This is a genomic window from Shewanella sp. M16 (assembly GCF_018224605.1).
Taxonomy (GTDB): Bacteria; Pseudomonadota; Gammaproteobacteria; order Enterobacterales; family Shewanellaceae; genus Shewanella; species Shewanella oncorhynchi.
The window spans coordinates 69,635-91,879 of record NZ_JAGTUL010000019.1 but is presented as its reverse complement, the minus strand read 5'-3'; the positions used below and the strand labels follow the sequence as shown (position 1 = coordinate 91,879).

The following is a 22,245-nucleotide window of genomic DNA, read 5'->3' as shown; positions in this document are numbered from 1 at the left end:
TAAGAGCATTAGATAAACATATCTACGGCGCCGGTTTTTATGCCATAACCCAGCACGGCTAAGTTAGCGACAACGGTGAGCCAAAAGACGTTTCTAAATGAGGCTTTAACGGACTTGTGTCTTAACAGGTTTTGGGCAAATAGAGCGCCGGGCCAACCGCCCATGAGGGCGAGCAGATGTAATGTGCTTTCTTTAGTGCGCCATTTGTTACGTTTAGCGGCGGATTTATCGATGGCATAGGCGATAAAGGTGAGCAGGCTTAGTGTGAGGTACATGCCCGCAATCCCGACTGGCAGCATATGTTGCTGCGCTGCGCCGATTAAGCCAGCAAGAAAAATCAGCACTAATAACAGCGGCATAAGGCTTGAGCCTGAAGTGGCTGCATTGGACTTTTGAGTGCGACCACTTTGGGCGCGACTGTTCTGAGCGCGACCGCTTTGTGCTCGACTCTTTTGCGGGCGATTGGTTTGAGGTGAAGCGCTGTTGCCCGTTTTGGTAGTTTTTTTGTTTGTCATTATCTGGTATCAATCTCGTGTCAGTGTTTTTAAGCTTGCTTGTGTTCTTGTGATTCCGTGTATTTTTTAAACGCGAGGTGGCGCCACAGTTTCTCTAGCGGCCCTTGTTTGAAATAGTGTAAGTACAGGCTGGCTAACAGTAATTGCACTACTGAATAAACCAGCGCCATGGCCATGTATCCCCATCTATCTAAGCTCAATAGCAATTCGGGAGCTAAGTGTCTAAACACTAACACGCCAACGATGGATTGCAGAATATAGAGACTAAACGCGAGTTTGCCAACATTTTGCAGCGGAGTCAGTATATTAGGATTATTCTGGCAAACTTTAACTATAATATGAATGTAAATCAGCGCCATAGGAATAGCACTTAGCATGATTAACACATCTGAAAACGCAACGAGAATAGTATTTTTCGTTAAACCTAAGATGGTATCAAGCAGTGATAGCGTTACGCTTGCTAGCACTAACTTTACCAGTACCGATTTGCTAAAACCTTGCTCAAAAGTCCCTTGTTGATACAAGGCCATGCCGAGCAACATCAAGCCAGCCGTAAACCACATTATGGTAAAAGGGATCACCAATGCCATATAGCCAACTTGCATCAAATGCAGTAACAGTTGGTCGGCATAGCCAGAGGTCCATGCACTGTATTGCTCTGCAAATAGACTCGATTCTCGAGTGAAAGGTTCATCGCTGCCCGTAAGGCTAACCAGCGTAATGATAACTAAGGAGCTTAAAATAAAAATATTCGCTTTGCGCTTAAGGGCTTCAACACTTAAATCTTTGTAACACAAGGCTAAAAATCCACTGATGCCATAGGTGAATAAAATATCACCTGACCAAATAAAAATGCCGTGGAGTAGGCCAAATACAATTAACCATTTTAAACGTGATCGCAGTAGGGAATAAGCTTCTAGGCCTTTGGCGCTAAATCGCTGATATTGAATAAAAAGCCCGACACCAAACAAGATGGAAAACAGACTGATAAAGCGTGCCTCGATGAAAAAGTTACTGAACACTTTGATAATGTGATCCGACAGCGGCTGTGTTTCATGGGGCGCATAGCCAAAAAAAGTAATGCCCATAAAATAGATATTCATAAAAAATATCCCCAACACAGCTAAGCCGCGAATAGCATCGAGGTTGGCATTACGCTGTGCGGGTATCGTCATTACAACAGGCTGCGTGGAGTCTGATCTTGACCAAGGGTCTTTAGGTAAGTTGGCTGGCACGTTAGCTGAGTTCCTTTCGCTAGTAGACATGTTCCACTTTTCACTGGAATTTGGGAGGGCTAGCCTAGCAGGCGCTAGCCTCCAATGAAATACAGTCAACACAAAAAGTAAAATACAGGAAAGGTAGAAAGTGAACTAGCGCCAACGTAAAAAGTGAAATACAAAAATGCAGAAACGGATTGAGAAGACTGTCGAACCATTACTCGCCGATATCTTCGTTCCAGAGTGTTGGATTACTGGCGATAAAGTCCTGCATCAATTGTTTGCACTCGGCATTATCGACCACAGTGACATCCACACCGCGGGATTTTACATAGGCTTCAGGCCCTTGGAAGGTAGCGTTTTCACCGACGATGACTTTAGGTATACCATAAAGTAATACTGCGCCGCTGCACATATCGCAGGGCGATAGGGTGGAATACAAGGTCGCCCTTTGGTACTCGGCGGCGCTAAATCGGCCGGCATTTTCGAGACAATCCATTTCGGCATGCAGTACTGAACTGCCTTTTTGTACCCGTTTATTGTGGCCGCGCCCGACGATTTTGCCATCGATCACTAATACCGAACCAATGGGGATGCCGCTCTCGGCGAGTCCTTGCTTAGCTTCTTCAATGGCTGCCGCTAAAAATTCATCCATCTTGATATCCTTAAAATATGAACCCTGAGTATTGCACTCAGCATAGCACTCGTTTGGGAGACAATCTAAATGGTTTTGATTTGTTGCTTCAATAAGTCCCTCAGGCTATCGAGAATTGGCAGCGAAGCCATTTCTGGCCGATAAATCAGGCAGATATCGGCGGAGATGGTTTGTTTTAACTTAATAAACTTTACTCTAGGCCAAGGTTGTGAAGCATAACTTTGCGGCACTATGGATACCCTGTTATCGGCAGCGATGATAGCCATCAAGCTATTGGGCTCGACCATTTCCTGTACTAATTGCGGCATAAATTCTGCGACCTGACAGCTGGCGATAATTAAATCGCTAGAGGCGGAATTGGCACGGCTGAGTAAGGTAAAAGGCTCATCTTTGAGTTCACTCAAGTCGATGCTTTTGCGTCTGGCTAAGGGATGCTTACTTGCCAGTGCTAACACCATAGGTTCGCTGGTGATGGTTTCGGCGAGAAGGTGCGGCAAATTTAAGGTATCGGCGTAGCGCACTAGGCCAAAATCGATTTCTTGATGTGCTAAGGCGACTTTTTGAGTTTCAGGTGATAACTCTTGAAATATCAGCTCATTATCAGGGCATTGCTTACGAAAGTTTTTCAGTATGTCACCAAATCCCATCCAAAACAGCGAGCTCATGATGCTAATCCGAATATGGTTTCTATCGAGTCGCCCAAGCTGAGCCACTTGTTCCAATGAGGTATTCACCAGCTCGAATATTTGTTCGCACTTCTCTCTTAACAATTGGCCATAGGGCGTGAGTTCGACCTGACGAGTGCTGCGGGTGAACAGCTCAACGCCAAGGAGCGATTCTAACTCTTTGATTTGTGCGCTCAGCGGAGATTTCGATAAATGCAGTTGCTCGGCGGCAGCGGTAAAGTTTTTCACTTCAGCCACTCGATGGAAATACCGCAGCATCTTCAAGGTGACGAGTTCAGGTGCGTTTATCTTGCTCATCTTAGGCTCACCATTTTCTAGTTATTGTCATTTTTATCAGCACAATAGTGCGATTAATCGCGATTATTTGCAACCCTAAGCCCGCTTATACTGAGGGTCGCTTACTCTTTCATTCCCTTGCTATGAGGTACCTTGTATGAGCCATGATCCCGTTATTAATGCCCTTGCGACGATTCGAGCCTGTAAACCGAATTTCTCTCCCCGTGCTGCTATGATTTTGGGCTCAGGGCTTGGCGCGTTTGCCGATAATTTAGATAACAAAGTAGTGATCCCCTATGAAGAGTTAGACGGCTTTCCTGTGAGTACCGTCGTCGGCCACTCTGGAGAGCTTGTGCTCGGCAGCTTACATGGCATCGATATAGTGTGCATGAAAGGCCGCGGGCATTTTTACGAGCACCAAAGTATGAAGGTGATGACGACGCCTGTGCGTACTTTCAAACGTTTAGGGTGTGAATTGTTACTCGTGACTAACGCTGCGGGGTCATTACGGCCAGAGCGGATCGGCGTGGGATCATTAGTTATTTTCAGCGATCACATCAACACTATGCCGGGTACGCCCATGACGGGCGCGAATGATGATAGCTACGGCCCACGCTTTTTTAGCCTAGCCAATGCTTATGATAAAGACCTGAGATCAGAAGCCTTAAGTGTCGCAAAAGCCGCAGGCATTGAAGTGAATCAAGGGGTCTTTGTGTCTTACTCTGGCCCGTGTTTTGAAACCGCGGCTGAAATCCGCATGATGCAAATTATCGGTGGCGATGTAGTGGGAATGTCCGTGGTGCCAGAGGTGATTTCGGCGGCGCATTGTGGTTTGCCCGTGTTGGCTGTGTGTGCCATTACCAATATGGCAGAAGGATTGGGGGACGTGCAGTTATCCCATGAACAAACCTTAAAGTGTGCCAAGCTTGCTGAAGTCGACTTTATCCGTTTAATTGAGCGTTTTACTGCAAGCCATTTTGCTTAATATTTTGCATAACTGTGCTGCTATATTGCGATAGGGCTGGGATTTTAAAAGCTCGTATCTAACAGTTCGTACTTAAACGTGAGCGAGCAAGGCGCCGCACAATTCAGTTCTCCGAATGTTTTTGCGAAATACGGCTGAAGGTTAAAAAGTAAAGGGAGCAAAGCTCCCTTTTTAAATGCTGACATTAAGTGTAAGTCTTGATTCAAATCGTTTATTTTTGCGGTTTTTCTGAAATCCACAATTTGATATGTCCTTTCACCACAACCACTCCTTGGGTGTCGTAGGCGGTAACGGGGACCAGCATATCGCCAGGAGTCCATTGCTCTGGTGTCACTTCGGCGACACATAAAATATCGCTGCCTGCTTTAGCCGTATAATCCAAACTCATGCCCTTAGGGATCCAACGTAAATGTTTTGGAATAGAGGCTTCGGCCATCACGCCCATGGCCATTTCTAGACCATTACAAATCGCAATCACATGCACTGTTTTTATATGATTATGAACGGCATGGCGTTTTTTAATTAAACAGGCGCAATGATTAAGGCGTAATTCAGTGATCAGTGGTTTGATGGTGCCGAAATAGGGCGCCATGCGTGAAACCATGATTGAAAACAGTTTTTGGCCGAAGGGATAACGGCGAGTTTTGTGGTAGAGCGCGAGCACTTTATTAGGTTTTTGTTCTGCAGTGCTAGAAGAGTCTGTCTGGCTCATGGTCATCCTTAATAATGGTGCAAAGGGGTGTTGTTATCTTGAGCCTGTTCCAAGTTGAGCTTGGGTTGCTCTGGTCGGATGAGTGTAACATTAGGATAACAACAAATACCAGTCGGCTTAATTAAGTAAACTTCATTTCGCTGTTTTAAGTGTAACACCGTATAATTGCGGCCAATTTGTCGTGTAGCGGCAATGGCATGTTGATTTAACTACAAGGACTCACAGTGAAATATTTGCTGACGTATTTTAAGGGAATGGCCATGGGCGCTGCTGATGTTGTGCCTGGCGTTTCGGGCGGCACCATAGCGTTTATTACCGGTATTCTCGATACTTTGCTCGATAGTGTAAAACGCATTAATCCTTCCCTTTGGGGTGTAATCAAGTCGCAGGGCATAAAAGGGGCATTTGCCCATATTAATGGTGGCTTTTTAGTGAGTCTGCTGGCGGGGATCCTGACCAGTATTTTTACCTTTGCTAAGCTGATTTCTTGGTTGTTGGCGGTACATCCCATCCCGATCTGGTCGTTCTTTTTTGGGCTTATTCTTATCTCTGTCGTGCATATGCTTAAGCAAGTGAGTGGTTTCACTGTGGCACGTTTAGGTTTATTTGCGCTTGGTGTGCTGACTGCATGGGCGATTACGGTGCTGAATCCGGTCGCGGTAGAAGCCAGTTACATGAATATCTTTTTCGGCGGCGCGATTGCGATTTGCGCTATGGTATTGCCGGGGATTTCAGGCAGTTTCATCTTATTATTGTTAGGGTTATATCCTGTGGTTCTCGCAGCCGCTAAAAATATTCAGCTGGATATTTTGGCCTGTTTTGCTGCTGGTGCCGTGATGGGATTACTGACGTTCAGCCATTTATTGTCGGCGCTGCTGCGTAAATACCATGATGCCACTATCGTGTTTCTAACCGGATTAATGTTAGGTACCTTAGGTAAAATTTGGCCATGGAAAGAAATCTTAACTTGGCGGACCAACTCCCACGGCGAACAAGTACCTTTGCTGGAGCAAAATATTTCCCCGCTTAATTTTGAGCAAGTAACGGGTCAGCCTTCACAACTGCTGTTCGCCATTGTGTGTATGTTAGCGGCGATTGCACTAGTTTGGGGGTTAGAGAAAGTGGGCAAAAGAGATTAGCCCTTTGTTACCTCAACATCATATTCAATAAAAGCAGCGAGATACGCTGCTTTTATTTTTTTGCTCATATGCTCATCTTACTTGAATCAGGCCAGCTTTCGACTTTAGGGCAATGTCATTTTAGCCCTGTTTTGGTTACAATCACAGTTCACATTTAGCGTACTCAGTCGACGTTATGTTCCAGTTTAAACTCAGTGAGAGTTTGCAGTTACGATAAGGATATACTTGTGGATAAAAAACAGGTCTCGTGGGGCGGTGTAGCGCTGGCGATTTTTGCTTTGGGTCATGTGGTTAACTTACTCATAGATAAACAGGATTCTGATATATCGCCCGAATTAAAACAGCAAATTTCTGACACGATATTGGCTCACAGATCACCATCCGCCGCGAATAATTCATTAACGTCCATTCCGAGCAATCTTGAGGTGGCCGACGATTCTACCAAAACCCCTATGCCTGCCCAGTTAGCCCAAGTGAGTCAAATCTACAGTAATCTCAGTGCATTTGCGGCACTCAAGCAAGACGGTACTGTGGTGGCATGGGGCGATGCTGAATGTGGTGGCGATATCAATAATGCCGCAGAGCCTCTGGTCAATGTAAAAGAGTTATACGCAGCGGAGAATACCTGTGGTTTTGCGGCCTTAACCCGTGATGACAAACTTATCCCTTGGGGGATGGGGATGAAGCAAGTGTTGACAGGCGTTCGTTCTTTTGTGTTGGCAGAAGGGCTTTATGCGGCCATCAAACAAGATGGTAGTGTAGTCAGTTGGTCTAATCTGGATTCAACACCAGCCGAACTGCTCTCGGGTCAATATGCTGCGCCTGCGATGACCAATATTGATTTTGTGTTGATTAATAAAGGTGCCTTTGCTGCCTTAAAGCTGGGGGGAGCAGTAGTGACTTGGGGCGATGCCGCTTATGGTGGCGATAGTCGCCACGTGGCCTCTGAGCTCAACCATGTCGATCTGCTCTATGCCAACAATAATGCTTTTACCGCGAGGACTGCGACGGGAAAATTAGTGTCTTGGGGCGGGGTCAACGATGATCAAAAAGGCCGCGAACAACTGGCAAAACTCAGCCAATTAGCGCCTGCCGTGAAAGTTGTCAACACGGATCATGGGTTTGCGGCGCTGCTGGCGGATGGCAGCGTATATACCTGGGGGGAGGGCGAATTGACTGAGTATCACGTCGCGTTTCCAGCTCGTTTATCTACTACAAAACGCGCCAATAAAGTGATTGATATTTATGCAAATCGTGGCGCGTTTGCCGCCTTAACCATCAGTCGTCAACTGCACGTATGGGGCAGTAAATTCAATGGTGCCGATACATCAGTTCTACAGGATAAGTTGCAAAAAGTGCACAAGGTTTATCCCTTTGAGGAGGGTTTTGTCGCGTTACGCAGGGATAATACGGCCATTGCTTGGGAAGGTTGGGACTTGGTAGACAAGCAACCACGTTATCAAGAAGTCACTCAGGTGAGTAAAGTGGTGACCTATGAGCGGGAGTTTGCCTTTTTAAAACAGGATGGCACTGTGGTTGATGGCCACTCTGGACCCAAAACTCAAATCACCCAAGCAACGGATATTTTCCCGACAGGCTTAGGGTTTACGGTTAAACGCCAAGATGGTTCGATTGCGGTGTGGATGGGAGGCGAGGCTGCGTTAACATTAGATAAACAAGCCGTTGATTTGAGCCAAATGCGCGACATTCGCAGCAATTTGCTCGATGCCATTGCCTTAATGGCCGATGGCACAGTGCAGGCATGGAATATGATGGGCTTTAGCGGACAAGCTGCGCAATAACAAGCGCAATCACAAGTGCAAAAATAATAAAACCAAAGGGCTAAGGTTATTTACACCTTAGCCCTTTCTATTTAGGCGAGTTTTTTCTCGCTTTAAGCTTGATTGGCTTTGATTTCCCGCAGATAGCGATAAATCGAATGCACTGAAATCCCCAATCGAGTGGCCGCGACTTGGGCACTGTCCTTGAGTTCGAAAATCCCTAACTCATGCAATTGATTGACGATTTCGCGACTCTTTTGTGAAGGTGAAATCGCGGGATTCGCGCGAACCTCATGGTTCACACTGTCGATAGTGCTATGGAGCGCTTCATCGATATTGCGGGCAAACACTTCGGGCGAGCTGGTCAGTTCGCTGCCAAGGAGTTGCTCTGGCATCATAGTGCGCAGTACTGATTGCAGTGGTGCATCCATGTCGCTGTTAATACACAGTAACCCTATGGGTTGATTTTTACTGTTACGGATCACCGTCGTAATTGATCTTAGCGTCTTACCATTGGCACATTTAGTCAGGTAAGAGTTGGAAATATCCTGACCGGTTTTGAGCTTGAGCAAGGCAAGGTTGGTTATTGGAGCACCCACTTCACGGCCTGTGACATGGCCATTGGCAATTTTGACCACAGACGGATGTTTCGCATCTAGGCTGTGCAATACCACTTCTGTGTGTTGACCATACATGGCAGCGATGCCATCGACGATATTTTCGATGGATTTCAGAATATCCAGATCACTTTGCGTTAAATCTTGCAGTTTCACAATTTCAACCTTTAGTTATTAACCCGCAAATATTCAGCGGGTTAAAATCATCATGCCGACATAATATCGATAATAGTGACATCTGTGGATGACATGCCATTGAGGATCATTTTGCCAATGTTTTTAATGGTTTTCTCTACATCGGTAGCAATAATACCTTGGCCTGAGACATTGTGACTACTGAGCGCCATCAAAAATGAGCGCACGGCCGCACTGGATGAAGTGCTAACCTTCATGGCGCAGGACGCTTTAGCGCCGTCACATACCATGCCAGAGCTGTCGCTGATCACGTTTTGAATCGCGAAACAGGATTGTTCGAACGAGCCACCGGCTAAATACACCATGGCCATAGAAGCGGCTGCGCTGGTGACGGTATTGCCACAAAATGCCGACAGTGGTGGATAATGGGACTTGATATAAATCGCCCCTAGATGGCTCATAATCAAGGCGCGGGCGAGTTTTTCTTCTGAAACCTTATAGCATTGTGCCGTCAATACCACAGGGATAGTTGCCGCTATGCCTTGATTACCACTACCAAGATTGCTCATGGCGGGCAAGTTTGCCCCGCCCATGCGAGCATCGGATGCTGCAGCAGTTAACATGACGATTTTGTTCAGTAAGTCTTCACCGATAATGCCGGCGGCTATGCCGCTTTTCATGGTGCGGCCGACTTCAAGCCCATAGGGATTCGCCATGCCTTCATCGGATAATTTGCCATTTAACTCAGAGGCTTCGAGAATGAATTTGATCTCTTCAAAGGGGACGTCTTCGGCGAAGCGATAAATGGACTCGATAGTGATATCTACCCCTTCACAAATAGAACCTGTTGCGGTGGCTTTCGCACTATCGACACTGAAGACGGATTCGCCGTTGAGGCGCTTCTCGGCGATCAGTGTATGGCCGCCGCAGATTTTCACTAAGGCTTCGCGGTCGCCTTTTTTCGCGATGACACAACAATAGATAAATTCTGCTGTTTCGGTGCGCTCGACCGTCACTTTGCCCGCATCGATAAGGGCCTGTGCTCTAGCGACTTGTTCTGGCGTGATCACGGCCAATACTTCTAAGCCCGCATCCGGATTACCCGCAATGGCGCCTGCTGCAGCGGCAATTGCCAGACCGATTTTGCCTGTGCCAGGCACAAACACGCCCATAGAGTTTTTATAAAGATTGTCAGACACTTGTACTGCAATTGAATCGGGTTCAACACCCAGCAAGGTGCGGGCGACGGCGGCGGCGTAAGCGGCGGCGATGGGCTCTGTGCAGCCTAATGCGGGCTTAACCACTTGTTTAATGATTTGAATATACTGCTGCCATTGGGGTTTCATGAGCTTACAACCTTATGTTAATGCTTAGATTTTAACGTGTGCTATCGCTTCAACTTCTACTTTAACGCCCAGCGGAAGGTCCTTCACTGCAAAACAGCTACGAGCTGGGCAGTCGGTTTTAAAATAGGTTTTATACACTTCGTTAAAGGCGGCAAAGTCACTGATCTCTGCAAGATAACAAGTGGTTTTAAGAATCGTTTCTAAGCTGCCACCACCCGCTTCGAGCACGTATTTGAGATTCTCTAATGATTGAATCGATTGCTCAGTAATCCCACCGTCAACTACGCTGCCTTTCTTTTTACAAACAGGGAGTTGGCCAGAGGTAAAAATGAGGTTGCCATAGGCTGTGCCATGGGAATAAGGGCCAATGGCCGCGGGAGCACGTTCTGCGTGAATAATGGTTTTCATTGTCTCTCCAACTTGCAAATAAAATTGAATGCCTAGGTCGGCGTATGTGCAACATTATTTGTATTTTTATGTTTTATTGCAATTATTTTTTAATGAATTTCATTTTACACTGCGGTTTGTGCGCTATTTATCTCGTTTTCAGTTAAGTTGTGAGCTTTAACTCTTTGTTCAACAAAAGTTGAGTATTTTGATTGCTGAGTTTGTTTTGTTCAAATATATTTGCACAAAATAATACCAACTAGGTAAAGGTGAAATGATGGATGCAACAATTACTGCTGCACAGTGGAAAGCAGATACCCGCTTCGATAGTACGGATTGGGGCTGGATTATCATGAGTATAGGAATGGCGATTGGCGCGGGGATCGTATTCTTGCCTGTGCAGGTCGGTTTGATGGGGTTATGGGTTTTCTTACTGTCTGGCATTATTGGCTATCCTGCCATGTATATGTTCCAACGGTTGTTTATCAATACCTTAGCAGAATCTCCAGAATGTAAGGATTACCCGAGTGTGATTTCGGGTTACTTAGGTAAAAACTGGGGTATGTTGTTGGGTGGTTTGTATTTCATCATGCTGGTCATTTGGGTGTTCGTTTATTCAACGGCCATTACAAACGACAGTGCTTCATTTTTGCAAAGTTTTGGGGTCACTAAAGCGTTATTGTCAGAAAATCCTTTCTATGGTTTAGCCTTGATCTGCGGTCTTGTTGCTTTAGCCTCCCGCGGTGAGAATCTTTTGTTTAAGATCTCTACTTTTATGGTACTGACTAAGTTGGGCGTTGTCGCCGTGCTAGGGTTATTGATGGTGGATAAATGGGATATCAATAATATCGGCGCTATCCCAGCAACGGGAGATTGGTTAAAAGATGCGGTCGTTATGCTGCCCTTTACGCTAACATCGATTCTGTTTATTCAAAGTTTAAGCCCTATGGTGATTTCATACCGTTCGCGGGAAAAATCCCTTGCGGTAGCGCGCTTTAAAGCGATGCGCGCCATGAACATTGCCTTTGGTGTCTTGTTTGTCGTGGTGTTCTTTTATGCCGTGTCATTCACCCTAGCAATGGGACATGATCAGGCCGTGCGTGCATCGGAAGAAAATATCTCGGCTCTTGCTATGGTTGCCCAAGGTATGCAGGGACAAACACTGAAATTGCTGAGTTTAACCTTGAATATTTTTGCGGTGATGACGGCTTACTTTGGCGTATATCTCGGTTTTAGGGAAGCTTGCCAAGGTTTGACCATGAACATGCTGCGCCGTTATATGCCTGAAGATCGTATCAACAAAAAGCTTGTGGGTTACGGCATTATGATTTTTACCATTCTATTATCTTGGGGCGCGATTGTGTTGAATGCGCCAGTGCTGAGCTTTACGTCGATTTGTAGTCCAATTTTTGGTTTAGTCGGTTGTTTGATCCCCGCTTATTTAGTGTACCAAGTACCTGCATTACATAAGTACAAGGGTGTGTCGCTGTATATCATTATTATCACAGGCTTATTGCTGTGCGTATCTCCCTTCTTAGCGTTTAGTTAACACGGATGTTTAGTTAACACGGATAAAGTGGTACAAAAAGATAAGCTTTAAGGAATTAAAAACCGGTATTAAGTGTAAACTCAATACCGGTTTTCTATGTTGAGCAATCATTTCGATAATGCTCTATAGTCAAAGTTTGAATTGAGATGTGGCGTTTTTTAGTTCATCGGCAAAATCGACTAATCCCTCAGAAACATTGCGAACCTGCGACAGAATTTGTAATGTCTGTTCGAATGAAGCGTTCATATTGACGACGTTATCGACCACTTGGGAAGCGACCGAGGCTTGTTCTTCCGTTGCCGAGGCAATGTGGGTATTCATACTATTGATACTGACAATCTGCTGCTGAATTGATTTCAATGCACTGCCCGTGTTTTGGGCATTGGTTTCATTTTCTGATGATTTAGACATGGCCACATTCATGGTACTAACCGAAGAAATAGCCGCCGTTTTAAGGTTTTGTAACACATGACGGATTTCTGTGGTTGCATCTGCGGTTTTAGAGGCAAGGGCGCGGACCTCATCAGCGACTACGGCAAAGCCTCGTCCTTGCTCACCTGCGCGGGCGGCTTCGATGGCGGCATTAAGTGCCAACAGGTTGGTTTGCTCGGCAATAGAGGTAATCACATTTAAGATAGAAGTGACATTTTCTGTATCTCTGGCGAGCTCGTTGATCGAGTTAGAAGCCGCCTGAATTCCTGTATTTAATTGCTGTGAAATATCGATGGTACGCTGAACGACTGTCATACCTTGCATCGCTTCTTTCTCCGCGACCTGTGCTGCACTGGCGGCTTGGCGGGCATTTTGCGAGATTTCGATGACAGAGTGACGCATGTCTTCCATTGAGACTTGTACTGCGCTGGCATCATGGCTTTGCCGCTGGGTGGCATGCGTCGCATCTTCCATGCGCTGTTTCAGTGAACGCGAGCTATCAAGTAAGGGATCGGTAACATTCACCACCCTTCGAATAGAATCTCCGAGCAAGCGAAGAAATCGATTGAAGTTACTTGATACTTGGCCGAGTTCATCGCTACCAGACACTTTGAGCTGATGACTAAGATCGCCTTTTCCATCGGCCAGCTCACTCAGTGACTGGGCGACATTACGCGCAGATGAGCTGATAGCACGTGCAATGGCAATAGTGACAATCAACATCACGATCAGCAAAGCGATGCCGATGGAGAGGGTGAGCCACAAACTTTGCGCAGATCTGTCGCCAGCTTCTTTTATCGATTGTTTAAATTCGAGTACTTTGCTTTGTTTGTAATCTTGTATTTCATTAAGTACAGCTTCATAGGCTTGGGATTTTTCTTGGCTGATCTGGCCAATGTTTGCCATATCAATCGTACCCGCCAACATGCCTTTAGCCAGCTTAATCGTCATGTCGTTATAGCGGGTTAATTTAGCGGATAGATTACTGAGTTTATTGGCTTGTGAGGGATCGACACTATCTAATTGTTGTAGGTTTTTACGTAGAGATTCATACATAGTACCTGCATTCGTTAATAGGTCTTCGTCGGCAAAAGAAACCGATTGAGTGTAAAGTTCATCGAGTCGTTGGATAAAAAACACGTTTTGATTGGCGAGTTCAACTCTTTGGTAAACTTGCTGCTCCATATAATTAAGTGTGGTGCGATTTTTATTTATGGAGATGACACTAATGCCTAAGTTTAAAGCGAAAATGATGACAGCTAAAATAAATATCGCGATAACTTTTTTAAAAATAGAAATATCATTAAAGAAATTCATCCCTTGCCCCCAAGTTGTGCCGAGCTTGAGCTCGGCACTCCAATCTAAAACTCGGCAATAACTTTTACCGAATCATTGGCCTCACTACTATCAATATAGCCAATAATATTGGGGTTCGATGCAACTAATTTTATCATCTCCGCCCCACTAGTGACTTCCTTGGGTGGCGTTCCTTTGCCTGTAAATACTTTTTGTGACCAATATGACTTAAGTTGGCTGGATGACTTGCCCAGCACTTTAGTATCAAAGGTTTCCCTTAAGGGCATAGCACTGTCAAGATTGACCGGCACGGCCTGCGCTCCACCAGGAAAGGTCTTTGTTTTCCCTAGAAAAATATTTTCAATAACCTTTTGGTCTACAGTGTCTGCATTACTGGGATGAACGATGACAACCACACCAGCAAATAGTGGCATTGAGACTAAGCTGAGTAGGATTAAGCAAAGTAACTTATTCATTTCTCTCTCCTAAAATACTAAGTCAATGCCAAGACTGATGGATTTCGAATCCCCTGCGACTTTCATGCCTGGGCCACCGTCATCTTTAACGTCATCATACTGAATTTTAAAGGCCGCCGAAGGATGGAAATCCCAACGTATACCTGCAGAACTTGTATGGTGAACTTCACCGCCTTCACCATCATTGAAGTCCGAATAGGAAATGTAAGGCATTACTGAATCGATACGATAGCCGAACGAGAGAAGATAAGTATCTAGATTACTCCCATCGAGATCTAAGCGGTTAAGCTCAGATAAAAAAAGGAAATTCTCATAATCTATATTAACGGATAGGCCATAAAACTTACCCGTACGTTGGTTGCTACCATTCCATTCCTGCTGAATACCACCAATATAACGTTCGTTAGTATATTGCATATGCGTGAGGCGAATATCTAACCAATCTTTGTTGAATTGAACAACAATACCGCCTATATCCTTCCATACTTCTCGGGTATTTTCGAGGAAGAAAAAATCAGATAAAAGCTTATTAGGTTCGCTATCTTCGCTACCGTAATAAACTTGTCCAGACATAGTCCAGTCGCCAATTAAATAGTTATATAAGGCGCTGACACCTGTGTAGTTAAATATTTGCCATGTGTAGTTATCTGCGGGTGGACGTATCCAAGGATAAGCATATCCAACATCAAAAAAGTCACTGTAATAGTAGAGCGGTAAGCGTTTTTTACCTCCTTGTACTGTCCAATGATCATTGATCTCATAGGACAGATAAGCCCATTCAAAACTTGCCGAAAAGTCATCAGCCCCCCGAGAAACAACCTGTGCAGTAGCAGATAAACCTTCGAGCAAATCTGCTGAGAATTGAATACCAAATAAGGTATCGGGTTTGAAACTAATATCTTCATCATAGGCGCCAACGAGTGGATAGTCGGCGAGAAAGGTGGGGCCTAAATCAAACTCTGCAACGCCCGATCCTTCGAGAACTTGACCAGCAACAACTGAGGCAAAACCTGAAATGTTGACTTCTGCATAAGCGGTGGAGCTGAGCAAAAGTGAGCAAAGACCTAATGAAAGCTTATGTTTCATAAAAAAGCCCTTTAAGTGAGTATATTCGTTTTTAAGCCTAGAACAGGCACAAACATACGCAAACTTTTATTAAACATTTTTGCAACATGGTGGTCTGGCTCCCATTTTGAAAGATAAGTTTGATATTTTATGAGTAAAAAGCGTTAGGTAATTCGAGCTAACTTAAGTCAAAACTGTAAGTTCAATATTCTAAATTTGGAATGATTACTCAGCCATACCCATTAAACTGTTCAGGTGAGACTGTGATCTCCCTGAAAACTGTTTCGAAAATTTGCCAAAGAATATTACTGATTTTGCTAAATGAGAGACTCAAAGCTTGAGTGAAAAGTGGTGAGATAATTATCTTTATTAACAATATTAGCCAAAGCTAAATATGGTTGTTACTTAGCCTTTAGATTATAAAAATAACGCAATTGATACTTTTTTTATTAAACTAAAATTGGTTTTTTTACATAAAAATGCTCTAAATCTATCATTGATTATGCTTGTTAAGTTAATGTCGATATTTATTCTATTTCGTGAGTATGCCAGCGCTGTAGCATATTTTACTGAGTCTTTTTCTCCGATGTCGTGGTTTTATACTGTATGGTTAGCGGCTTGATTGCTGCACAGTGCTATAGCACCTATAATCTTGCTCTCTTATGTTGAGTTTCTCTTCTTCCTAAAAATGATCCAATAAAAGGAATGTCATAATGCAAAGACGCAATTTTTTAAAAAGTGCGGCTATTTTGTCGACTGCGGGTTTTATCACGCCAGTACTGGCATCTTCCTCTAAATCGAGTGTGGTTAAACATAGCTCAAGCGATGGACGCCGCCGTTTTACCTTAACCAACACTTACCATCTTGTTGCTCCTGAAGGCTCTGAGGGTGTGGTTAAGTTGTGGCTCCCTTTACCTGAAGACACGCAATTCCAACGGGTAAGTAAGTTGAATTTTACGGGCAGTTTTAAAGACGCCTATATCAGCTCAAACAACAGTTATGGCACCAAAACCCTGTTTGCGACTTGGCCCGATGCCAAAGCGAACATGACAATAACGGTTGAGCTTGATATTGAAACGATAGATTGGGAACCCGTTAAAAGCGGCGCCTTAACCCATTACCGCACCCCAGAGCAGATACATTATCCTGCAGATGTTGAACGTTATTTGCTGCCGACTAAACACATGCCGATTAATGGTATTGTGAAGCAAACAGCAGATAAGATCGTTGGCAGCGAGACTGAACCACTGAAGCAAGCACGACTGATTTATCTTTGGGTTAGCGCTAATATGTTCCGCGATAATAGCGTGATTGGTTGTGGTACGGGTGATGTAGCAAGTATCCTCGAAAGTGGCAAGTTAGGCGGTAAGTGTACCGATATTAACTCAGTATTTGTGGCGCTAATGCGCGCAGTGGGGATCCCTGCACGTGAGATGTTTGGGATTCGCTTAGGTCAGGCGATCAAGATGGGCGAATACTCTAAAAAGGCCTTTGGTAGTGCCGATGACAAAGGGGTTGCCGATGTCAGTGGTGGTCAACATTGTCGCGCTATGTTCTATTTAGCGGGTTATGGTTGGTTGCCAGCCGATCCTGCCGATGTGACAAAAATGCGTTTGACGGAGAAAAAAGAACACAACGATCCCGCAGTTCAGGCCGTGAATGATTACCTCTTTGGCAATTGGGAAATGAACTGGGTTGGCTTTAACTATGGCCGCGACTTTGATTTATTCCCTACAGCCGAACAGACACCACTGAATAATTTTGGCTACCCGTATGCCGAAGTTGATGGCGATCCCGTGAACTATTATGAGCCTAAAGTGTTTGCCTATGACTACCAGTCAACCGAACAACGCTAAGGGCCTCTTCGCGACTATGGCCGCCGCAGTGGTTGCTGCGGTTGCTTCAAGCCTATGCTGTATTGCACCGCTTATTTATCTGGTGTTCGGGGTGTCGGCCGCAAGTCTGTCGGGGATTGAGCAACTGAGCTGGCTGCAAGTGCCCATGTTGATACTGTCGACTGGGCTGATTCTGATGGGATTTTGGCGGCTCTATTTTGCTAAAAAGCCACTGTGTACAGCGACGTTGAGTCGTACTCAGATGCTGTGGCTGTACTGGTTAACTGTACCTGTTGTGCTGGCATTTCAGTCATATCCTTTTGTATTACCTTGGTTATTAGAGGTGCTTGAATGAAGTTAGTGTTATTTCTCGCCTTAAGTCTGTGTTCAGTGTCGAGCTGGGCGGCAAACGTGCTGGTCACCTTAGATGTTAAGGGCATGACTTGTCCGCTGTGTGTCACTGTCGTGAATAAAGCGCTGCGTAAAACCGATGGGGTGATTAAGGCCAAGGCTTCGTTAAAAACGGAGCAAGCCTTAGTGACAGTGCCAGAGGATTTTAATCTAGATAGTTTGCTTAAGGCGGTCGACGAAACTGGGTATAAGGGCAGTATTAATAAGGTAGAAAAACAATCCTAAGCGTCGGTGTCTTTAGTAACGGATTGAGCGACATTATAAAATATCAGTCTAGTTTTAAATGATTAGACTGATATTTCACCGAGAAAATATACTCTGTATCCCACCTGTTACTTCCTTCACTGTCTATTTTTTCCTTTGCGGGTCATTTCTTCGTTAGCTGTAATACACCTCGGGCTCGATACGACGTTGCCGCTCTTCATTTTTCTCCGATGATTCCTTAATCAGATCCAATTTTTGCGCTTGCAGTAATTCTAGTTGCTTGGCTTTTTGTTCTTCAGATAGATTTTCATCGGCTGCAACCTTCGCCATTTCTTCATCTATCTTATTAATTTTATCCCTATCGACTCCTGTACGGTTATCTAAAATAGCCTGCATGGCTTTGTCCAACCTGTTGATGCTTTTGTCTGGTTCAGGCGTGCCTGCAATGGCTTGCAGATTACCCGTGTAGCCTTGTTTAGCGTTAGGGGCCAGATGGCTATAGGTATCGGCAGTCGTTACCGATGCTGCAGAGGAGAGCGTTACAGTATCTTGGCTTATTGATGATGTTAGATTCGTCGCCGTCATTGAATTTGCACGAGTTCCTAGGCCATTTGTGCTCGGCTCGACTTGCTTGAGTGGCACATTGGCATAACTTTTCGCAAAGGTATTGGTATAACTATTAGGGTTAATTGTGCTCATATCCGACTCCTTTATATATGAATCTGTCCCTTGGCCACCTGCGGTTTAAAATGTTGAGCGGTTAACTAATGGGTGTTGCTGGACGTTTCAATATTATCTGATGACAACTTTGCAATTTGAATTAGCAAGTTATAGGCCAAGTTAGGTTTATTTGTGGTTGATTTATCAGCAGTCACTGTTAAACGATACTTTTAAAAAATATTTATACAAAAACTTGATCCTTGTACAACTATGGTCCGTAATTAAAGACATAGTGATACAAGGAGTCGACTTATGTACAAGTTTAACCCGCAGCGAATTCAGATTGGGATCAGCGCTTGTCTATTGGGGGAGAAAGTTCGTTTTGATGGCGGACATAAAAATTCGACCTATTGTAATCAAGAGATTAAGCAATTTTTCGATTATGTGCCCATCTGTCCTGAAATGGCGATTGGCTTAGGTGCACCCCGGAAAAGTATCCGACTAGTCCGTGATGGGGAAACCATCTTAGTTCAGAGTGGTGACGGTAGCTTAGATGTGACCGATAAGCTCAATGAATACAGCGAAAACAAGGTTGAAGAGCTCGATTTCCTCGGAGGATACTTACTTTGCGCTAAGTCGCCAACCTGCGGCATGGAGCGGGTAACAGAGTATAAAATTGGCACTAACAATGGTTCTAAGTCTGGCATTGGTGTATTTGCTCGCAAGTTGATGGAACGATATCCACTATTGCCCGTGGAAGAAGAAGGCCGCTTGCATGACATGGTGCTGCGGGAGAACTTTTTCACCCGCGTTTATGCCTATCACGATTGGCACCTGATGAAACATGAAGGGCTGACTAAGCATAAGTTAGTGAAGTTTCATTCCCGCTATAAATACCTATTAATGGCACACAGCCCGACATGGTATCGCGAGCTTGGTCCGATAGTGGCCAATATTGAGGATCTTGAGCAAAGCGCGACCCGCTACTTTGAAGGTTTTATGACGGCGCTGAAAATTAATGCGACCCGTAAAAATCATACCAGTACGCTGCAGCATATTCAGGGGTACTTTAAAAAGCATTTGAGCAAAGAGCAAAAGACAGAACTGTCTGAAGCGATTATGAAATATCGCCAAGGTCTATTGCCGTTATTAGTACCTATCACGCTCATTAACCATTATTTACGCGAATTTCCAACACCTTATATTGAAGAGCAAGTGTACTTAAACCCTCATCCTGAGGCGTTAAAGCTGCGCTATGCCTATTAACCTTTACCTAATCGCATTCAGTTGATTTTAGCTTTTGATTTAGTGAGTTATTACTGAAATATGAAACAAACTATAGAGAACACGGCCCACACAGAACCCAATGGTGAGATATTACTCCCCATCGGTGAAGTGTCGGCCTTAACGGGCGTGAATGCCGTTACCTTAAGGGCATGGCAGCGCCGTTTTGGCTTAGTGATCCCTGCACGTACACCCAAGGGACACAGATTATATACGAGTGAAAATATCCAAGAAATCCATGAGATTAATGCATGGCTAGCTAAAGGTGTTGCGATCAGTAAGGTTAAACCTTTGCTGATGAGTGCTGCTAAATCTTCATTTACAGAAATAGTTCAAACTCAAGCCATTGATTTATGGTGCGAGCAAGTCACTGCGCTCAATACGGCATTATTCGATTTCAATCAGCACAAATTACAGCAGATATTAGATGATGCATTTGGCTTATATCCTTTCCAATTGGTGAAAGAAAAGTTGCTACAACCTTGGCTTAATCAACTCGAGGACTTAGTGAATGAGCGGCTCGATGCCGAGTTAATTATTGCTTGGTTAAAGAGCGAGTTACTTAACCGAGTGGGTGGACGTCATGCCTTTAATGGGCAGGCCGTGACGGCGAGAATCGCTGTGGTGAGTCTATCCCGTGGGGTACATACCTCGCTTCATTCCACCCGCACTAACATTTTGTTTTCTCTACTTCTATCGCTCGAGTTAGCGTCGCTGCGGGTATCGGTTATTGATCTTGGCGAGCAAGCCATGGGCAGTTTACCTTTGCTACGAGGCAGGCTTAACGTCGATGCACTTTTGCTTATTCCCGACTCAAATCATTCGGGTTCTGAACAGACTGAAATGCTGACTGTATTGGAACAAATGACTTTCTCATGCTGGTTTATGGGGCCTTTTGCGCCAACGTTAAGCTTTTTATCTGCTTTTTTGGCGTCTTCGACGACGGACTTGATTGGGAAAATACCATCTCGTTTAGCGGGGAAGGTGAATAGAAGTCGTAAGCACAGTGGAAAGATGAATACTGTGAATCAAAGCGAGCAGATAAATAGCGAGAAAAACAATGACATTAGCTAACGATTCAATGCCAATAGATTCAATTCCAATAAAAGTGCAGGGCAATAATGCACTGATGTGGTTTCGCCAAGATTTACGCCTTGCCGATAATCAGGCATTAACCGCCGCTTGCGATTGGGCGCGGGAGAATGGCGTGGCACTTAAGGCGATTTATATCGCTACGCCAACCCAGTGGCAGCGCCATGACGTTGCACCCATTCAGCTGGATTTTATCGAACGTCATATCAATTTACTTACCCAAGGGCTGGCGAGTCTTGGTATTGGATTCGAGTTAATTCAGTTAGATACCTTTGCTGATGTACCTGAGTTTATCGGTCACTATTGCCAGCAACAGGGGATTGGTCGAGTGTTTGCTGGTTGCGAGCCTGAGACTAACGAGCAACAGCGCGACCAAGCCTGTATTCAATCGGGGATTCCTCTGGTGTTAACCGATGAGCATTGTTTGCTTAAGCCGGGCACTGTGCTGAATTTGTCCGGCGACATGTACAAGGTTTTCACTCCTTTTAGCCGTAAGTGGCGAGAAATTGCCGCCCGCTATGCCATTTTGCCGCTTCCAGTTCCGGCGCCACTTGGACCTGTGTTGGCCGAGCCAAAGCCGCTTTTGTTTAACAATGTCACTAAAGTGTCGAGTGAACTTTGGGCTGCGGGAGAAGGGCAGGCAAAGCGTTTGCTCTGCGCATTTATTCAGCAGAAAGTGCAGGATTATAAGCAAGATAGGGATTTCCCCGCCATTGATGGCACTAGTTCAATTTCACCCTATCTGGCCATTGGTGTGGTGAGCCCAAGACAATGCGTTGCCGCGCTGCTGCATCAATTCCCTGAGGTGATTGTCGACGACACTAGCCCTGCTCGTACTTGGTTAAATGAGCTTACTTGGCGTGAGTTTTACCGTCATTTGCTGGTGGCATTTCCCGATTTATCTAAGAATCACAATTTCAATCGTCAAGCCGACCATGTGCAGTGGCGCAATAACCCGCAGGAGTTTGCTGCTTGGTGTGAAGGTCGTACTGGCTATCCGATTGTGGATGCGGCTATGCGCCAACTCAATCAAACGGGTTGGATGCACAATCGGCTGCGTATGGTGGTGGCGAGTTTCCTGACTAAACATCTGCTGATTGACTGGCGCTGGGGCGAGCGCTATTTCCGCCAAAAACTGATTGATGGTGACTTAGCCGCGAATAATGGCGGCTGGCAGTGGTCTGCGGGTTGTGGCTGCGATGCTCAGCCTTATTTCCGTATTTTTAATCCAATAAGCCAGAGTGAAAAATTTGATCCAGATGGCAGCTTTATCCGTAAGTATTTACCAGAGCTCGCATCTTGGGGAATTAAGCAATTACATCAACCGAGTACAGCGCAGACACCGTCCTTGTTTGAACAGCCGTTATTCAACACTAAAACGGCTTATCCAAGTGCGATTGTCGAGCACAGTGCAGCAAGAGCAAGGGCATTAACCGTATTAGGCGTATTGAAAAAGGCCGCGGCCCAATAAATAGGATCAGGAGCAATAA

Annotated in this window: 22 protein-coding genes; 10 read left to right on the top strand and 12 right to left on the bottom strand. The window is 45.0% G+C overall.

Annotated elements, in window-relative coordinates; all coding sequences use genetic code 11:
* Positions 1-8: 8 nt before the first annotated feature.
* The 4 genes from KFE26_RS14115 to KFE26_RS14100 all read right to left on the bottom strand — a co-directional run bounded on the left by KFE26_RS14115 (position 9) and on the right by KFE26_RS14100 (position 3,370).
* On the bottom strand, positions 9-515 hold the full coding sequence (locus KFE26_RS14115; protein WP_249195741.1) for a DUF1294 domain-containing protein: 507 nt from the start codon (positions 513-515) through the stop codon (positions 9-11).
* Positions 516-544: 29 nt separating this feature from the next.
* Positions 545-1,750, bottom strand: coding sequence for a DUF418 domain-containing protein (locus KFE26_RS14110; RefSeq protein ID WP_212600793.1), 1,206 nt, complete (start codon positions 1,748-1,750; stop codon positions 545-547).
* Between the two features lie 199 nt (positions 1,751-1,949).
* Positions 1,950-2,387, bottom strand: coding sequence for a nucleoside deaminase (locus tag KFE26_RS14105; RefSeq protein ID WP_212600780.1), 438 nt, complete (start codon positions 2,385-2,387; stop codon positions 1,950-1,952).
* A gap of 65 nt (positions 2,388-2,452) precedes the next feature.
* A complete protein-coding gene (locus KFE26_RS14100) occupies positions 2,453-3,370 on the bottom strand; it encodes a LysR family transcriptional regulator (protein ID WP_212600779.1) in 918 nt (305 codons plus the stop codon).
* A 136-nt stretch (positions 3,371-3,506) separates the two neighbouring features.
* Here KFE26_RS14100 and xapA point away from each other — a divergent pair, with 136 nt between their 5' ends.
* On the top strand, positions 3,507-4,334 hold the full coding sequence (gene xapA / locus KFE26_RS14095; RefSeq protein WP_212600778.1) for a xanthosine phosphorylase: 828 nt from the start codon (positions 3,507-3,509) through the stop codon (positions 4,332-4,334).
* A 211-nt stretch (positions 4,335-4,545) separates the two neighbouring features.
* Here the strand turns inward: xapA and KFE26_RS14090 are convergent, their stop codons facing one another.
* Positions 4,546-5,046 (bottom strand): hotdog fold domain-containing protein, encoded by a 501-nt coding sequence (locus KFE26_RS14090; RefSeq protein WP_198573750.1) that lies wholly within the window; start codon positions 5,044-5,046, stop codon positions 4,546-4,548.
* 224 nt (positions 5,047-5,270) lie between these two features.
* On the opposite strand from KFE26_RS14090, the gene KFE26_RS14085 reads away from it, so the two are divergent.
* Positions 5,271-6,185 carry a DUF368 domain-containing protein gene (locus KFE26_RS14085; RefSeq protein ID WP_212600777.1) on the top strand — a complete coding sequence of 305 codons (915 nt, stop codon included), beginning with the start codon at positions 5,271-5,273 and terminating at the stop codon, positions 6,183-6,185.
* Positions 6,186-6,412: 227 nt separating this feature from the next.
* Positions 6,413-7,987 (top strand): hypothetical protein, encoded by a 1,575-nt coding sequence (locus KFE26_RS14080; RefSeq protein ID WP_212600776.1) that lies wholly within the window; start codon positions 6,413-6,415, stop codon positions 7,985-7,987.
* A 92-nt stretch (positions 7,988-8,079) separates the two neighbouring features.
* On the opposite strand, the gene KFE26_RS14075 is transcribed toward KFE26_RS14080, so the two are convergent.
* Genes KFE26_RS14075 through KFE26_RS14065 form a run of 3 tightly spaced genes read right to left on the bottom strand, consistent with a single transcriptional unit; the run spans position 8,080 to position 10,472 of the window.
* Entirely contained in the window at positions 8,080-8,739 is a 660-nt protein-coding gene (locus tag KFE26_RS14075; RefSeq protein ID WP_113939392.1) for a transcriptional regulator, read from the bottom strand.
* 50 nt (positions 8,740-8,789) lie between these two features.
* The gene (locus KFE26_RS14070; RefSeq protein WP_212600775.1) at positions 8,790-10,064 is read right to left on the bottom strand and encodes a serine dehydratase subunit alpha family protein; all 1,275 of its coding nucleotides are present in this window, start codon (positions 10,062-10,064) and stop codon (positions 8,790-8,792) included.
* A gap of 24 nt (positions 10,065-10,088) precedes the next feature.
* Positions 10,089-10,472, bottom strand: coding sequence for a RidA family protein (locus KFE26_RS14065; RefSeq protein WP_173243577.1), 384 nt, complete (start codon positions 10,470-10,472; stop codon positions 10,089-10,091).
* Between the two features lie 256 nt (positions 10,473-10,728).
* Between KFE26_RS14065 and KFE26_RS14060 the strand changes: the two genes are divergently transcribed.
* Positions 10,729-12,000, top strand: coding sequence for an amino acid permease (locus tag KFE26_RS14060; RefSeq protein WP_028761316.1), 1,272 nt, complete (start codon positions 10,729-10,731; stop codon positions 11,998-12,000).
* A 129-nt stretch (positions 12,001-12,129) separates the two neighbouring features.
* Here the strand turns inward: KFE26_RS14060 and KFE26_RS14055 are convergent, their stop codons facing one another.
* From KFE26_RS14055 to KFE26_RS14045, 3 genes are read right to left on the bottom strand one after another with little or no spacing between them, the layout of a single operon-like run.
* Entirely contained in the window at positions 12,130-13,749 is a 1,620-nt protein-coding gene (locus KFE26_RS14055) for a methyl-accepting chemotaxis protein (RefSeq protein WP_212600774.1), read from the bottom strand.
* 44 nt (positions 13,750-13,793) lie between these two features.
* Complete coding sequence (locus tag KFE26_RS14050; protein WP_105251847.1) at positions 13,794-14,204, bottom strand: phosphate ABC transporter substrate-binding protein; 411 nt, start codon at positions 14,202-14,204, stop codon at positions 13,794-13,796.
* 9 nt (positions 14,205-14,213) lie between these two features.
* On the bottom strand, positions 14,214-15,290 hold the full coding sequence (locus tag KFE26_RS14045) for a porin (protein ID WP_168823015.1): 1,077 nt from the start codon (positions 15,288-15,290) through the stop codon (positions 14,214-14,216).
* A gap of 692 nt (positions 15,291-15,982) precedes the next feature.
* Here KFE26_RS14045 and KFE26_RS14040 point away from each other — a divergent pair.
* The 3 genes from KFE26_RS14040 to KFE26_RS14030 are packed head-to-tail and all read left to right on the top strand — an operon-like array spanning position 15,983 to position 17,740.
* Positions 15,983-17,125, top strand: a complete 1,143-nt coding sequence (locus KFE26_RS14040) for a transglutaminase-like domain-containing protein (protein ID WP_212600773.1) — start codon at positions 15,983-15,985, stop codon at positions 17,123-17,125.
* A 16-nt stretch (positions 17,126-17,141) separates the two neighbouring features.
* Positions 17,142-17,459 (top strand): hypothetical protein, encoded by a 318-nt coding sequence (locus KFE26_RS14035; protein WP_049821785.1) that lies wholly within the window; start codon positions 17,142-17,144, stop codon positions 17,457-17,459.
* A complete protein-coding gene (locus KFE26_RS14030; protein WP_212600771.1) occupies positions 17,456-17,740 on the top strand; it encodes a heavy-metal-associated domain-containing protein in 285 nt (94 codons plus the stop codon). The genes KFE26_RS14035 and KFE26_RS14030 overlap by 4 nt, the downstream gene beginning before the upstream one ends.
* A 153-nt stretch (positions 17,741-17,893) precedes the next feature.
* On the opposite strand, the gene KFE26_RS14025 is transcribed toward KFE26_RS14030, so the two are convergent.
* Entirely contained in the window at positions 17,894-18,418 is a 525-nt protein-coding gene (locus KFE26_RS14025; protein ID WP_131523634.1) for a hypothetical protein, read from the bottom strand.
* Between the two features lie 273 nt (positions 18,419-18,691).
* On the opposite strand from KFE26_RS14025, the gene KFE26_RS14020 reads away from it, so the two are divergent.
* The 3 genes from KFE26_RS14020 to phrB are packed head-to-tail and all read left to right on the top strand — an operon-like array spanning position 18,692 to position 22,226.
* Positions 18,692-19,645: a DUF523 and DUF1722 domain-containing protein gene (locus tag KFE26_RS14020; protein ID WP_107946875.1), complete on the top strand. Its 954-nt coding sequence runs from the start codon at positions 18,692-18,694 to the stop codon at positions 19,643-19,645.
* 60 nt (positions 19,646-19,705) lie between these two features.
* A complete protein-coding gene (locus tag KFE26_RS14015; protein WP_212600770.1) occupies positions 19,706-20,737 on the top strand; it encodes a MerR family transcriptional regulator in 1,032 nt (343 codons plus the stop codon).
* The gene (gene phrB / locus KFE26_RS14010) at positions 20,724-22,226 is read left to right on the top strand and encodes a deoxyribodipyrimidine photo-lyase (RefSeq protein WP_212600769.1); all 1,503 of its coding nucleotides are present in this window, start codon (positions 20,724-20,726) and stop codon (positions 22,224-22,226) included. Before KFE26_RS14015 ends, phrB begins: the two co-directional genes overlap by 14 nt.
* The last annotated feature ends 19 nt before the right edge of the window (positions 22,227-22,245 follow it).